The organism is Bacillus sp. ABP14, from assembly GCF_001831375.1.
Lineage (GTDB): Bacteria > Bacillota > Bacilli > Bacillales > Bacillaceae_G > Bacillus_A > Bacillus_A paranthracis.
The window spans coordinates 4,152,201-4,166,203 of the sequence record NZ_CP017016.1; the positions used below are offsets into that span (position 1 = coordinate 4,152,201).

The 14,003-nt window shown below is 36.2% G+C and carries 13 protein-coding genes and 1 pseudogene; 5 read left to right on the plus strand and 9 right to left on the minus strand.

From position 1 onward, the window contains the following. Position 1: 1 nt before the first annotated feature. Entirely contained in the window at positions 2-418 is a 417-nt protein-coding gene (locus BGI23_RS21590; protein WP_000359781.1) for an organic hydroperoxide resistance protein, read from the plus strand. A gap of 32 nt (positions 419-450) precedes the next feature. On the opposite strand, the gene ysxC is transcribed toward BGI23_RS21590, so the two are convergent. The 8 genes from ysxC to BGI23_RS21630 all read right to left on the minus strand — a co-directional run bounded on the left by ysxC (position 451) and on the right by BGI23_RS21630 (position 10,589). After that, entirely contained in the window at positions 451-1,047 is a 597-nt protein-coding gene (ysxC, locus tag BGI23_RS21595) for a ribosome biogenesis GTP-binding protein YsxC (RefSeq protein WP_000869113.1), read from the minus strand. Further along, entirely contained in the window at positions 1,044-3,374 is a 2,331-nt protein-coding gene (gene lon / locus BGI23_RS21600) for an endopeptidase La (RefSeq protein WP_070806889.1), read from the minus strand. The genes ysxC and lon overlap by 4 nt, the downstream gene beginning before the upstream one ends. Before the next feature lie 182 nt (positions 3,375-3,556). Then, positions 3,557-5,227, minus strand: coding sequence for an ATP-dependent protease LonB (gene lonB / locus BGI23_RS21605; protein ID WP_014481760.1), 1,671 nt, complete (start codon positions 5,225-5,227; stop codon positions 3,557-3,559). A 106-nt stretch (positions 5,228-5,333) separates the two neighbouring features. Then, complete coding sequence (gene clpX, locus BGI23_RS21610; RefSeq protein WP_000472282.1) at positions 5,334-6,593, minus strand: ATP-dependent protease ATP-binding subunit ClpX; 1,260 nt, start codon at positions 6,591-6,593, stop codon at positions 5,334-5,336. Between the two features lie 264 nt (positions 6,594-6,857). Beyond that, the gene (tig, locus tag BGI23_RS21615; RefSeq protein WP_000729258.1) at positions 6,858-8,135 is read right to left on the minus strand and encodes a trigger factor; all 1,278 of its coding nucleotides are present in this window, start codon (positions 8,133-8,135) and stop codon (positions 6,858-6,860) included. A gap of 309 nt (positions 8,136-8,444) precedes the next feature. Continuing rightward, positions 8,445-9,443 carry a hypothetical protein gene (locus BGI23_RS21620; RefSeq protein ID WP_000358269.1) on the minus strand — a complete coding sequence of 333 codons (999 nt, stop codon included), beginning with the start codon at positions 9,441-9,443 and terminating at the stop codon, positions 8,445-8,447. A 197-nt stretch (positions 9,444-9,640) separates the two neighbouring features. Then, positions 9,641-9,889 carry a hypothetical protein gene (locus BGI23_RS21625; RefSeq protein WP_001983650.1) on the minus strand — a complete coding sequence of 83 codons (249 nt, stop codon included), beginning with the start codon at positions 9,887-9,889 and terminating at the stop codon, positions 9,641-9,643. 286 nt (positions 9,890-10,175) lie between these two features. Then, positions 10,176-10,589 carry a group I intron-associated PD-(D/E)XK endonuclease gene (locus BGI23_RS21630; RefSeq protein ID WP_070806890.1) on the minus strand — a complete coding sequence of 138 codons (414 nt, stop codon included), beginning with the start codon at positions 10,587-10,589 and terminating at the stop codon, positions 10,176-10,178. A gap of 156 nt (positions 10,590-10,745) precedes the next feature. Between BGI23_RS21630 and BGI23_RS21635 the strand changes: the two genes are divergently transcribed. After that, entirely contained in the window at positions 10,746-11,360 is a 615-nt protein-coding gene (locus tag BGI23_RS21635; protein ID WP_070806891.1) for a PH domain-containing protein, read from the plus strand. Between the two features lie 84 nt (positions 11,361-11,444). Here the strand turns inward: BGI23_RS21635 and BGI23_RS21640 are convergent, their stop codons facing one another. Next, a complete protein-coding gene (locus tag BGI23_RS21640) occupies positions 11,445-11,645 on the minus strand; it encodes a hypothetical protein (protein WP_000124456.1) in 201 nt (66 codons plus the stop codon). A 185-nt stretch (positions 11,646-11,830) separates the two neighbouring features. On the opposite strand from BGI23_RS21640, the pseudogene BGI23_RS27840 reads away from it, so the two are divergent. The 3 genes and pseudogenes from BGI23_RS27840 to BGI23_RS28775 form a co-directional block, all read left to right on the plus strand. Then, positions 11,831-12,349 (plus strand): annotated as a pseudogene (locus tag BGI23_RS27840) (pre-toxin TG domain-containing protein); the annotation flags it as partial. A gap of 119 nt (positions 12,350-12,468) precedes the next feature. Beyond that, entirely contained in the window at positions 12,469-13,563 is a 1,095-nt protein-coding gene (locus tag BGI23_RS21650) for a response regulator aspartate phosphatase (RefSeq protein ID WP_070806892.1), read from the plus strand. Further along, positions 13,560-13,682 (plus strand): hypothetical protein, encoded by a 123-nt coding sequence (locus BGI23_RS28775; RefSeq protein WP_000756802.1) that lies wholly within the window; start codon positions 13,560-13,562, stop codon positions 13,680-13,682. Before BGI23_RS21650 ends, BGI23_RS28775 begins: the two co-directional genes overlap by 4 nt. Positions 13,683-14,003: the final 321 nt, after the last annotated feature.

The window sequence follows — 14,003 nt, forward strand, 5'->3', positions numbered from 1 at the left end:
CATGGATAAATTATATACTGCTTCAGTAACTGCTACAGGTGGAAGAAATGGAAAAGTAGTATCAGATGATGGCATATTAAATCTTGATGTGAAAATGCCGAAAGCACTAGGTGGTGCAGGCGGAGAGGCAACAAATCCAGAACAACTATTTGCTGCTGGTTACGCTGCTTGTTTTGATAGTGCATTACAACTTGTCATTCGTACGAAACGTGTGAAAGTAGAAAGTACAGAAGTAACTGCTCACGTTTCTATCGGAAAAGATACAGATGGTGGTTTCGGCCTATCTGCTGTACTTGATGTACATGTCGCTGGCGTTTCACATAGCGAAGCACAAGAACTTGTAGAAGCCGCTCACGGCGTATGTCCTTATTCGAAAGCAACACGAGGAAATATTGAGGTTACATTAAACGTACGCTAAAAGTGTATAAAGAAAAAAACGCGCGACATTCGTCACGCGTTTTTTGTTTTTGTAAATTTATGGATTGCTTTCCATGCTTCTTCTTTCCCAAGTCCTGTTTCAGAAGAGAATAGAACGACTTCATCGCCACTTTCAATATCAAGCGTTTCTTTTACAACTTTTAAATGCTTTTGCCATTTCCCTTTCGGAATTTTATCGGCTTTCGTTGCAATAATAATGGTTGGAATGTCATAATGCTTTAAGAAATCATACATCATTACATCATCATTTGTTGGTTTGTGACGTAAATCAACTACTAATACAGCTGCATCTAATTGCTCACGTGTTGTAAAATACGTTTCAATCATTTTACCCCAAGCCGCGCGCTCTGTTTTAGATACTTTCGCATATCCGTAACCTGGAACGTCCACAAAGTGCATCATCTCATTAATTAAGAAGAAGTTTAATGTTTGTGTTTTTCCTGGTTTAGAAGAAATACGTACTAACTTTTTACGATTTAAAATTTTATTAATAAAGGAAGACTTCCCGACATTTGAACGACCTGCTAATGCAATTTCTGGTAAGTCACCGTCTGGATATTGTTCTGGTTTAACAGCACTAATTACAATGTCTGCTTTTGTTACTTTCATTGTTTCACTCCTACTAATGCGTGCTCCAATACTTCATCTAAATGAGATGCAAGCACAAACGTAAGGTTTTCTTTTACGCTCTCTGGAATATCATCTAAATCTTTCTCATTTTCCGCTGGTAAAATAATCTTTGTTAAACCTGCGCGGTGAGCACTTAATGTTTTTTCTTTTAAACCACCAATCGGTAATACACGACCACGAAGTGTAATTTCACCTGTCATCCCTACTTCTTTACTTACAGGAATACCTGTTAGCGCAGAAATAAGTGCCGTTGCCATCGTAATACCTGCTGACGGTCCATCTTTTGGAACTGCTCCTTCTGGAACATGAATATGAATATCATTTTTCTCATGGAAATTAGGATCAATCTGAAGCTCTTCTGCACGAGAACGAATATAGCTAAACGCTGCTTGTGCGGATTCTTTCATAACATCCCCAAGTTTCCCCGTTAAAATTAATTTCCCTTTACCTGGCGCTACAGACACTTCAATCGCCAGTGTATCGCCACCTGCTGCTGTATATGCTAAACCTGTCGCCATACCAACTTGGTCTGTTTTTTCGGCTTGCCCATAACGGAATATGTGCTTACCAAGTAAATCAACAACATTTTTCTCTGTTACTACAATACGCTTGCGTTCTGCTGTAACGATAATCTTCGCTGCTTTACGACAAACTTTTGCAATTTGGCGCTCTAGTGTACGAACACCAGCCTCACGTGTATAATAGCGAATCATTTCAAGAAGCGCTTCATCACGTACTTGTAAATTACCTTTTCGTAAGCCATGCTCTTTTAATTGTTTCGGCAATAAATGTTCACGAGCAATATGAACTTTTTCAAGTTCTGTATACCCAGCAATCGAAATAATTTCCATACGGTCAAGTAATGGGCCTGGAATACTTGAAAGTGTATTCGCAGTTGCTACAAACATAACTTTCGATAGATCATATGGTTCTTCAATATAATGATCACTGAAGTTATGATTTTGTTCTGGGTCTAACACTTCAAGTAATGCTGCTGAAGGATCTCCACGGAAATCGTTAGACATTTTATCAATCTCATCTAATAAGAAGACTGGATTAACTGATTTCGCCTTTTTCATACCTTGAATAATACGTCCTGGCATTGCTCCAACATATGTACGGCGGTGACCACGAATTTCAGATTCATCACGCACACCACCAAGGGATACACGGACAAAATTACGATTTAATGATGTTGCAATAGAACGCGCTAACGAAGTTTTTCCGACCCCAGGTGGTCCTACTAAACAAAGGATAGGCCCTTTTAATGAATTCGTTAACTTCTGTACCGCTAAATATTCAAGTACGCGCTCTTTCACTTTCTCAAGACCGTAATGATCTTTGTTTAAAATCTCTTCAGAATGAGCAAGATCAATCATATCTTCTGTTGCCTCTGTCCACGGAAGTGCTAATAACCAATCCATATAATTGCGAATAACACCGCTCTCCGCAGAACTTGCTGGTAACTTTTCATAACGATCTAATTCTTTCAGCGCAGCCTTCATTGTTTCTTCAGGCATTCCTGACTGTTCAATTTTCTCACGAAGTTCTTCAACTTCCCCGCCCTTACCTTCTTTATCGCCAAGTTCAGTTTGAATCGCCTTCATTTGCTCACGTAAAAAATATTCTTTTTGCGTGCGCTCCATTGAACGTTTCACTTTTTGTCCAATTTTCTTTTCTAAACTAAGTAATTCTTGTTCATCTTGAATAATTGAAATAAGTGTATGTAATCGTTCTTTCACAGATATGATTTCTAAAATCTCTTGTTTCTGCTTCGTTTTAATTGGCAAGTGAGAAGCAATTAAATCCGCTAATCTTCCTGGCTCTTCTACATCAGCTACCGTTGCAAATGTTTCATTTGAAACTTTTTTCGAAACTTTAATATATTGTTCGAAATGCTCCAGTAATGTGCGCATAAGAGCTTTCTCTTCTAAATCAGCTTCCACTTCTTCCGTTATCGTTTTAATAGAAACTTGCACTACATTTTCTTCTTCGATAAACTCTACTACTTCTGCTCTATGTAAACCTTCTACAAGGACACGAAGCGTACCGTTCGGCAATTTTAACATTTGCTTCACTTTCGCCACTGTACCTACACTATATATGTCATCTTCTTTCGGATCATCGATATTCATTTCTTTTTGCATTGCTAAAAAGATGATATTTTCATCCATTGCCGCCTGCTCTAGTGCTTGTATCGATTTATCACGTCCTACATCAAGATGCAGAACCATCGTTGGATATACGAGAACGCCTCTTAATGGTAGGAGGGGCACGATTCTTTCATTCGTATTCATACTAGACATAGCACCTCCATAATAAATTAAACTCCTGTTCAACTATTTTATATTACAATACATCTAGATGCAATTGCAGAGATTCTCCGCAACTGTAAATCCCTCGTTTTTTCTCCCTTATAAAAGAAAAAAGACTCCGCTTAAGCATACAAACTTAAACGAAGTCTGGCAAATACTATTATCGTTCATTCTCACATTGATTGTGCATCTGTTTCGTCTATCGTAGTATGTACATCAAGCTCTCGATGTATATTTTCCTGTATAAACGTTAGCTCAAATACTTCCTTCAACTTCCGAACAGGAATAATTTCAATTCCTTTTATTGTATACAAAAATGGTTGCATGTTTTCAGCAGGAATGATAACTTTCTTAGCTCCTGCCTTTTTCGCAGCTTTTATTTTTGCGTACACACCACCGATAGGTTTCACTTCCCCGTGTATACTTATCTCACCAGTCATCGCTACTTCATTATTCACATACGTATGATGCACTGCTGAATACACACCTGTTGCCATAGCAATTCCCGCCGAAGGCCCATCAATCGGGATACCACCTGGAAAATTAATATGTATATCGTACCCTTCTGGCAATACATCTAGAGATCGAAGCACTGTTAATACATTATCTACAGAACCTTTCGCCATACTTTTACGACGAATGGATTTCGTTTGACTACCAATACTTTCCTCTTCAACAATTCCGGTAACATTTACCGATCCTTTATCTTTCGCCTTGATTGCTGTTACTTCAATTTCTAATAACGCACCTGTATTTGGTCCGTATACAGCAAGTCCATTTACAAGACCGATTCTCGGAATAGGGTAAATGCGTTTTTCATACTTCGGTGTGAGCTGACTAGAGTGAACAACCCACTCTATATCTTCATCTTTAATGAAAGGACGTTCTTCATTTATTGCCATTCCAGCAGAAATTTGTACAAGATTAATCGCTTCTCGCCCATTTCTCGCATACATTCCAATCATTTCAATACCATTTTCACCGATTTGCATTTCCACTTTTTCAGCCGCATTCTTCGCTACTTTTTGAATTTCTTCTGTATCTAACTCACGGAAGAACACTTCTAAACAGCGCGACCGAATAGCAGGAGGTATCTCATCTGGCGAACGTGTCGTCGCCCCAACTAAGCGAAAATCGGCTGGTAAACCTTTTTGAAAAATATCATGTATATACGTTGGAATCATCGTATTTTCTTCACTATAGTATGCACTTTCCAAAAACACTTTTCGATCTTCTAGCACCTTTAACATTTTGTTCATTTGAATCGGATGTAGTTCACCTATCTCATCAATAAACAAAATACCACCGTGAGCATCTGTTACCGCACCTTTTTTCGGTTGCGGAATACCTGCTTGCCCCATCGCACCAGCACCTTGATAAATTGGATCATGCACCGAACCAATTAAAGGGTCTGCAATACCACGTTCATCAAACCGAGCTGTCGTCGCATCCAGTTCAATAAATGTTGCATTTGTGCGAAATGGAGATTTTGGATTTCGTTTTGCTTCTTCTAATACGAGACGCGCTGCCGCTGTCTTTCCGACACCTGGCGGACCATATATAATCACATGTTGCGGGTTTGGACCACAAAGAGCCGCTTTTAACGACTTAATCCCGTCCTCTTGCCCTACAATATCTAAAAAGGATGTAGGACGCACCTTTTCCGCAAGCGGCTCTGTTAAAGAAATCTCGCGCATTTTACGAAGCTGTTCTAATTCTTTTTTCGATTCTCGATCAATTGAAACTTTTTGTGTTCGCTGATTTCGAAGTAAATGCCAAAAATACAATCCGACAATTACACCAAAAACAAGTTGAACAAGTAAAAATATATTTGTCCAGCTCATCATTTATTTCCTCCCGCAATGTTTTATCTCTTAGTATTTCCGCGGAGGAACATAGCTAAACATAAAGAAAAACAGCAATTATAAAAATTGCTGTTTCTCCTTCGCATTATGCAGATGTTTTTGTATCAAGTACAGTACCGTCTTGTAACACCAATTTTGGTGCTGCATTATCAGCTACTGTTTCTTTTGTAAGAATACACTTCTCGATATCTTTGCGAGATGGTAGCTCGAACATTACCTCAAGCATTAAGCCTTCAATAATAGAACGAAGTCCACGAGCACCTGTTTTACGTTCAATTGCTTTTTTCGCAATCTCAATTAGTGCGCCTTCTTCAAACTCTAACTCAACATCGTCAAGCTCCAATAGTTTTTGGAATTGCTTAACAAGTGCATTTTTCGGTTTCGTTAAAATATCAACAAGAGCATCTTCATCAAGCGGCTCTAGGTTCGCAATAACTGGAAGACGACCGATAAACTCTGGAATTAAACCAAATCTTAAAAGGTCCTCTGGTAATACGTGAGATAAAACATGCTTCTCATTTACATCAGCATTTTTCTTCTCAGAACCAAATCCAATTACTTTTTCACCAAGACGACGTTTAATAATTGGCTCGATGCCATCAAACGCTCCACCACAGATGAATAAGATATTCGTTGTATCAATTTGAATAAACTCTTGATGCGGATGCTTACGGCCACCTTGAGGTGGAACGCTTGCTACAGTACCTTCTAAAATTTTCAGAAGTGCCTGCTGCACACCTTCACCAGATACATCGCGTGTAATTGATGGATTTTCGGACTTACGTGCCACTTTATCAATCTCATCAATATAAATGATTCCTTTTTCCGCTTTCTCTACATCATAATCAGCTGCTTGGATTAATTTAAGTAAGATGTTTTCTACATCTTCCCCAACGTACCCAGCTTCAGTTAAAGATGTTGCGTCCGCGATTGCAAATGGAACATTTAAAATACGCGCTAACGTTTGTGCCAGTAATGTTTTACCACTACCTGTTGGCCCGATAAGTGCGATATTACTCTTCGCTAATTCTACATCATCAATTTTGCTGTTAGAATTAATGCGTTTGTAATGGTTATATACCGCTACCGCTAGTGCTTTTTTCGCGTTATCTTGTCCGATGACATACTCATCTAAAATTTCACGAATTTCTACCGGTTTCGGTACATCTTTGAATTCTACTTCTTCATCTTTCGCAAGCTCCTCTTGTACAATTTCAGTACAAAGTTCGATACACTCGTCACAAATGTAAACACCTGGACCTGCAACTAACTTTCGGACTTGCGTTTGTGTTTTACCACAGAAAGAACATTTTAATTGCCCTTTTTCATCATTAAATTTAAACATATTTTCACACCCCTTACAAAGTGCTAACCTCTTGCCTTCGTATGTACACGATAAATGTATCGTATGTAAATACATATTATGTCACTACGTGGCGAGAAATACAAATAATATGACTAGTTATGTACAAATAAAAAGTTTTTAAAACTTTTGAAATATGTATATTCGACTTATTAAGGAAGTTTTCCTTCTTCATCGAAAAGTTTTATAAATATATTTCTATATTTATAAAACAAGGCACGATTAAAATCGCGCCTTGTTATTTTATTATGCAGCGTTTTCTACTAAGAAGTCTACAGCTTTACGAACTTTAAGATCTTCAGCTAAAGCGTCTACGCTTCCAAGAGCTTGCTTGATAGCGTCTACTGGCATACCGTACATTTCAGCCATTTTTTCAACTTCTGCAGTTACTTCTTCTTCAGTAACTTCGATGTTTTCAGCTTCAATGATAGCTTCAAGAACAAGGTTGATTCTTACGCGTTTTTGAGCGTCTTCTTTCATTTGCTCTTTTAACTTGTCAGCATCAGTACCTGTGAATTGGTAGTAAAGCTCAAGGTTCATACCTTGTTGGCTTAAACGTTGCTCGAATTCACGAACCATACGATCTAACTCAGTGTCGATCATAGCTTCTGGAATGTCGATTTCAGCGTTAGCAGCAGCTAATTCTACTACTTCGTCACGTACTTTGTGCTCAGCTTCATGCTTTTTGCCTTCTTCTAAGTTTGTGCGAAGTTTTGCTTTTAATTCATCAAGAGTTGCAACCGCTTCGTCAGCTTCTTTAGCGAACTCGTCGTTTAACTCAGGAAGTTCTTTTGTTTTGATTTCGTGAACTGTTACTTTGAATGTTGCTGGTTTGCCAGCTAATTCAGCAGCATGGTACTCTTCTGGGAATGATACTTCAACGTCTTTAGACTCACCAGATTTAAGACCAATTAATTGCTCTTCGAAACCTGGGATGAATGTACCAGAACCGATTGCTAGAGAGTAGTTTTCGCCTTTTCCGCCTTCAAATGCTTCGCCATCAACGAAACCTTCGAAGTCGATTACAGCTGTATCACCGTTTTCAACAGTTCCTTCTTCTTTAACAACTAGCTCAGCTTGACGCTCTTGTAAAGATTTTAATTCGTTCTCTACATCTTCGTCAGTTACAGTTGTTTCAACTTTTTCTACTGCTAAACCTTTGTACTCACCTAATTTAACTTCAGGTTTCACTGTAACTTTTGCAGTGAAGATAAGGTTAGCATTTTTTTCGAACTTCTCAATGTCGATTTCAGGATGAGCAACTGGGAAGATACCAGCTTCATCGATTGCTTCACCGTATGCTTTTGGTAAGATGATATCTAAAGCATCTTGGTATAAAGATTCAACACCAAAGCGTTGTTCGAATAACGGACGAGGCATTTTTCCTTTACGGAAACCTGGTACGTTGATTGTTTTTACTACTTTTTTGAACGCAGCGTCGATAGAGTTGTTTACTTCTTTAGCATCAACTTCGATTGTTAAAACGCCTACGTTACCTTCTAATTTTTCCCATTTTGCAGCCATTTATTCTTTCCCTCCAACTATAATAATGTATGCACATACCTCTATAGATTAAGATCTTCATTATCTCTTTTTTGAAATAACAAAAGTACAAATAATCCTCTAGCAAAAGCTTTCAGATATAATGTTCCAATCTACTAATTGCCTAAAAGACAACTACGGTATATTTTGTTCGAGAATAATATGAAACATATTAAGTAAGAGAATTACACTTCTCTTCTCTTACAAACAGGCAGATTTCTGCCTTTTGCAACCCTTACATTATAACATAGAATATGCTCGTTTCAAGAACCGAACGATTCTTTTTCATAATTATACGGGCAAATATCCTTCTCTTTCAACACGTAATAACCATTGATAGGCAATATGAAACTCTTCTAATTCAATATTATACGCTGTCATAAGCTCTTCTTCATCAATAGTCAACCCGAAACGCTTTCTACCAATTCTCTCTAAAACAGCAGCCCAAATCTCCACTTTATCCATTAATAGAGCGAATGGGAAAATGCTAATTTGTAATTCTTTCCAATATGTAACCATCGCATCAAATATATCAGGATAATTTTGCTCTAATCGACTTGATAATCTATGTATAATGTTATCGGATTGCTCCTCATTATGACCTGTAAATGCCGGAATTACCTTGATCGTATTCCCAAACTTTTCTACCTCTATCTCTTCTTCTATTTGATTTTCTATCATTTTATATAAAATAGAAGTTTTCAAATAAGGGTGCTGTTTTTCGTCTATTAAAAATTTCTTTAAAATAGGTAATGCAAGATCCAAGTCTTTTAACGAAAGTTGCTGAATCGCTCTTAGCTTTTGCCCAAAGTTTTCTCCAAATATTTCATTAGTAAATTCATCTAACTCAAAATTCGAATCAACTCGTGATGTATCTACTTCATTTAACATACCTTCTGCAAATAAAGCGAGCTGTGCTAATTTTTCCTTTTGCTCAGGCATTACATCTTTCGTTTGCAAAACTTTTTCAACAGTTTCAATAACGCCTTCATAATCATTTGTTTGAACTAAAATTGTCACATACGTTTCAAGAATATCACCAAATAAGACCGCTCCTGTTTCCAGTAACTGTTCACATTTCTCTTTCGCTTCTTCCATATGTTTTAATTCTAACAAGCAAATAACCGAAGCTAGTTCCGTTTGTTCCGTTTCTGCATTATACTGACGTAATATTTCAAAGCAGCGCAATGCATCTTCGAATTTCCGCTCTTTCAGCGCTAAAAAACCTTCATCAATATAGCGCTCTGATAGTTGCGGAAACAATACGACCGTATTTTCTTTTTTATCCATACGTCCGCCTCTTTTTCTAGATTTTAATTATCTTTAAAGTAAATATATCAAATGAGTAATGAGAACACAACATCCCGAAACCCTTTGTTTGAAATATAGAAATATTTAATTTTTACATTTCAATACAAGTGAATTCCTACTCAAAATTAAAAATATGCAAATAAAAACCCTCAGCAATTCAAGCAGAGGATTCATCATTAATGGAAAGCTTTTATAATAGTGGGGTATATAACAAGGGTAATAATTTGGAGAACAATAATTGCCATAACAATCATGCTAAAGTAGAAGATTGGTTTACTTCGCTTCATTAAAAACATAATGATGAGCATTGTACAAGCAAACAAACTTAAGAAGAACAAACTCGTTGTCGAACTAAGTATACCACTTGGGACAAAGAACAATAACACAACACTACAAGTACCTATAATTCCAAATAACCATTCCATTCATTCACTCATTCCCTTTCCCTCTCATGGTAGTTTCCTCTACGCGATTAAATGTTTTACAACATCAACTACATACGTTAATTTCTCATACGCTACAAATCCAAAAGCAACTGTTAAACCCGTTACGATTAATCCCTTCATTATTTCTTCCTCCTCGTTTTATCGTTGTTACCTTCATTATAGAGGATTAACAATTTGTTACCATCGAACTACCTTACAGTTACCTTACAGAATTGTAAGATTTCAAAGAGAGATTGAAAAACACCCCATATCGCTTGAGGTGCTTTCACGGAATTTCTCTATAATCACTTGCAAAATTAACTTTTTTCTCTTGTTTATTTTTCGAAGAATCCACTCTTAAACTAATAGATTTACTAAATAATTTCGGATTGAAATAATAACAACAATCCGTTTGAGGACAATATACACAATACACATCTATTTCTTCTTTATTCACTTCTTTTGTAGCGACTCCGCTTGCTGTAGAATAACTAGATCGGAATCTTACTTCCAGTATCCCTCTTGCATTCAACTCTCTATATTTCACTTGCACCCTTTTAAATACCCTGCCCTTATATACTACAAGATCAAAGGGCGAATGCTCTGTTTGTGGTATTAAAATCATATATCCTTTTTCATACAAATCAACTTGTGCCTTTAAAACAGCTAAATCTCCTTTTGTTTTTGTATGATGGTACACTTTTTCTCAGCACCTTTTTACATATTTTCAAAATAATATTCGTTCCTTTTCTTAACTTACCTCCCAACATTTTCTCATTAAAAGAAAACTCTTTGTTAAAACCATGTTAATATATTTTTGTATAATTAAGAATTTAATTTACAAGGGGGATTATATATGTTCAAAAAAGTAGCTGCTGATGTTTTAGGGTTAAGTGATGTAGGTTCTGTCATTACACCGAAAGATTATGACAAGGTCGATGCTGATGATTACGTAATGCATGAAGATGGAGAGAAAATTTATTTTCTAATTAAATCGAAATCAGATGAATATTGCTTCACAAACAAAGGATTACTTCACCTAGATGGTACAAGTGCGACAAGCAAAAAACGTACACTACGCCGCTTTAGCTATAGTAAATATCAAATTAAAAACGTAGCGCTTGAAACTGCGGGAACGATTGATTTAGATGTAGAAATTAAATTTCAAATGGGAGATGAACATTATTCAATTGATGTTCATAAAAAACATATCGAGGAATTAAAAGATTTATATAAAGCTTTACTTAAAATCGAAGAAATTTCATACGACAACGATATTACATTGCAGTATGCACATAAAAATTTAGATATGGCATCTAACGCTTTTAGCCGTATTTCAAATGCACAAGTAAATTTAGCAGAGCAATTTAAAGAAATGAACGAAATCGCCTTTAACTGGCTCGTTGATACGAAGAAACAATATAATGTGAAAGATTATGGTTTTGTATTTGAGAAGTTTATTAATAACTAAACAGAAAACCTTGTTATCAAAAGATAACAAGGTTTTTTCAGCGTCCCAGGAGAATTTCGAGCTCCCACTCCGCCCATTTCCGTACTATTTTATATATTTTGATCGCAGTCTTAATATATCTTCCTCTTCTCGAATACCTGCCGATCCTTTCCTCACATTTTTTACGATAGTCCAATCCGGGTTGGTTTCATCACCGATGTTCTGTACTGTAAAGTTGCCATCACCATATTTTCGGTGACCTTCTGCCAATTTCTCCGTTAAATCGTTCTCATTTGATCTCGCCATCTTTGCGCCATCTCCCTTTTTTATACAACCTTCTTAAACTGTCTAACCAATCACAGGTCTAGTCAATTGGAGATTCTCGTTTTCCGCTTCTATTCATTGTAACACACTAACGGGGATAAGTTTCGATAACGGTTGCTCAATCGTACGAGTGCTGTAAAAAGTTATAACATTCTAAGTGAAAATTAGGACAATACGATGTGCGACGTGTTATAGAAGGTATTGATCCCGATACTGGCGAAAAACTTTCATGGTGGGAACGCACTGGTGCTGGTGTCATGGTTTTTGCGGGACTTACGCCTGTTGGCAAGGGAATAAAAGTAGTCAAAGGTGCAAAAAAAGTTTCCAATGCAATAGGTGCAGCAGCCACACTAGAAAAACAACGGAAAACTTTAAAAGCTAATAGCTTAGCAGGTAAAGAATACGAAATAAAAATGTTCGAGGTTATAAAACACCAAAAACCTAAATCTGAATTGAATGAACAAATAACCGTACAAACAAAATCGGGCGTACGCACTCGTATAGATATAGGAGGCAAGGACGCAAATGGTAAGATTGACTTAGTAGAGTTAAAACCTTCACCTACTGCACCTCTTACTAAAAATCAGAAAAAAGCCTTCCCTGAAATTGCAGAATCAGGTGCAATAGTTAAAAGTAGGAACAAACCACCATTTGAAATTACTAACAGGGAGAAGGAATGCAATTAGTTACATAATTGAAAATAAAATCGTTACACAAATGTTGAGAAATATTGAAATTCAATTTCCATCAAATTCTATTCTTGCTATCATTATTTATAAGAATATTCAAAAAGGGAGGGGATTTTATGGACGTTCTAATAAAGGGTAATGCACAAATTTCAAAACTACTTAACGAATGGTACAAAGAAATACGTTCACGTAATATAGATAATGCCCATTGTTTAAAAGAAGAAATTAATTCTATTATTCACAATAACGAAGCAGACTCAAACTTGTTACTCTACTATCACCTGTTAGATTTCGGCTATAAATATTTAGTGGATAATTTAAGTATTTCAAAAAATAGCTTTGATAAAATTGAATCCTTTGATATTCCCACAGATAACTTTTTATCTTACTACTACCATTTTTATAAGGCTATTCATTCTAACGCAGTCGGTAATTATAACCTTGCTAAAGAACAGTATGATAAAGCAGAACTTTTACTTAAACACATTCCTGATGAACTTGAAAAAGCGGAATTTCATTACAACTTAGCAACATATCATTATCATATTTATCAAGCACTTTTAGCCATTAAGCATGGTACAAAAGCTAGGGACATATTTTCTAAACATGAAAGCTATGAATTAAAAACAGCTTATTGTGATAATTTATTAGGATTAGCTTGTACGCATTTAAAAGAATTTGAACTAGCTGAAGAATACTTTGTTACTGCAATGAACACATTCCAAAAGCAAAAAAATGAGAAAGCAATCTTACTAGTTCGTCATAATTTAGGCTTAATGTATGCGAGTCAAAATCTTTCTAGTTCGGCAATCCGATACCTTTCAGAAGTAGTTGAAAAGAAACCTCATCATTATAAAGCTATTTTTGTTAAGGCAAAGGAACATGTTAAGCTAGGTGAAAAAGAAATTGCATGTCAACTCATTGAAAAAGGTTTAACTATCTGCAATGAGTTAGGGAATCAAGAATATCAATACCGTTTTGCAATTCTGAGAGAACTAAATAAAAAAGCTGCTGCTGACAAATTAGAAAAAGCAGTACTGGCAGGAATGGACTACTTTAGAAACGAAAGATTATGGGAATATGTTCAAGAATACACGGAAGCACTAGCGGTCCAATTTCATAGCGAAGGAAACTTTGAACAAGGAAGTAAATATTTCTACTTAAGTTATGAAGCTAAGAAAGAAATTTTTAATAAGGAGGCGTTAAAGTGAAAAAAGTATTATTAGGAATGCTATTGATTACACTTGTAACGATAGGCACGCATACTTCAGTTAACACTCAAACAGCTATTAATATTATACAAGGTTTAGCTGATGGTGATACAGGTTGATTTATTAAAGACGCAGGACGCTTACCTACTCTTAGGGGGGCGTTCTTTTTTATCTAACTTTAACGAAAGGGTTGAACTACAAAACTGTTTGATGGATTATCGTTAGAGACAATAAGCAAACTTCCACCTGCTTTCACTACAATTATAGCCACCTTACTTATACCAGCTGTATTATATAGTGTTAATCAACTTGTAATAGCGGCAACAACTAAGGAAATTGACAAATTGTATTTAAATAAAGTCACACAAGTAAAATTAAACTTTTGGAATATAATTTTATCTACACTGTTAGGTGCTATTTTATATCTATTTGCTACTGTG

Coding starts and splice junctions, on each gene's coding strand:
- BGI23_RS21590 (WP_000359781.1), top strand. CDS start 2: ATGGATAAATTATATACTGCTTCAGTAACTGCTACAGGTGGAAGAAAT.
- ysxC (WP_000869113.1), bottom strand. CDS start 1,047: ATGAAAGTAACAAAAGCAGACATTGTAATTAGTGCTGTTAAACCAGAA.
- lon (WP_070806889.1), bottom strand. CDS start 3,374: ATGTCTAGTATGAATACGAATGAAAGAATCGTGCCCCTCCTACCATTA.
- lonB (WP_014481760.1), bottom strand. CDS start 5,227: ATGAGCTGGACAAATATATTTTTACTTGTTCAACTTGTTTTTGGTGTA.
- clpX (WP_000472282.1), bottom strand. CDS start 6,593: ATGTTTAAATTTAATGATGAAAAAGGGCAATTAAAATGTTCTTTCTGT.
- tig (WP_000729258.1), bottom strand. CDS start 8,135: ATGGCTGCAAAATGGGAAAAATTAGAAGGTAACGTAGGCGTTTTAACA.
- BGI23_RS21620 (WP_000358269.1), bottom strand. CDS start 9,443: ATGGATAAAAAAGAAAATACGGTCGTATTGTTTCCGCAACTATCAGAG.
- BGI23_RS21625 (WP_001983650.1), bottom strand. CDS start 9,889: ATGGAATGGTTATTTGGAATTATAGGTACTTGTAGTGTTGTGTTATTG.
- BGI23_RS21635 (WP_070806891.1), top strand. CDS start 10,746: ATGTTCAAAAAAGTAGCTGCTGATGTTTTAGGGTTAAGTGATGTAGGT.
- BGI23_RS21640 (WP_000124456.1), bottom strand. CDS start 11,645: ATGGCGAGATCAAATGAGAACGATTTAACGGAGAAATTGGCAGAAGGT.
- BGI23_RS21650 (WP_070806892.1), top strand. CDS start 12,469: ATGGACGTTCTAATAAAGGGTAATGCACAAATTTCAAAACTACTTAAC.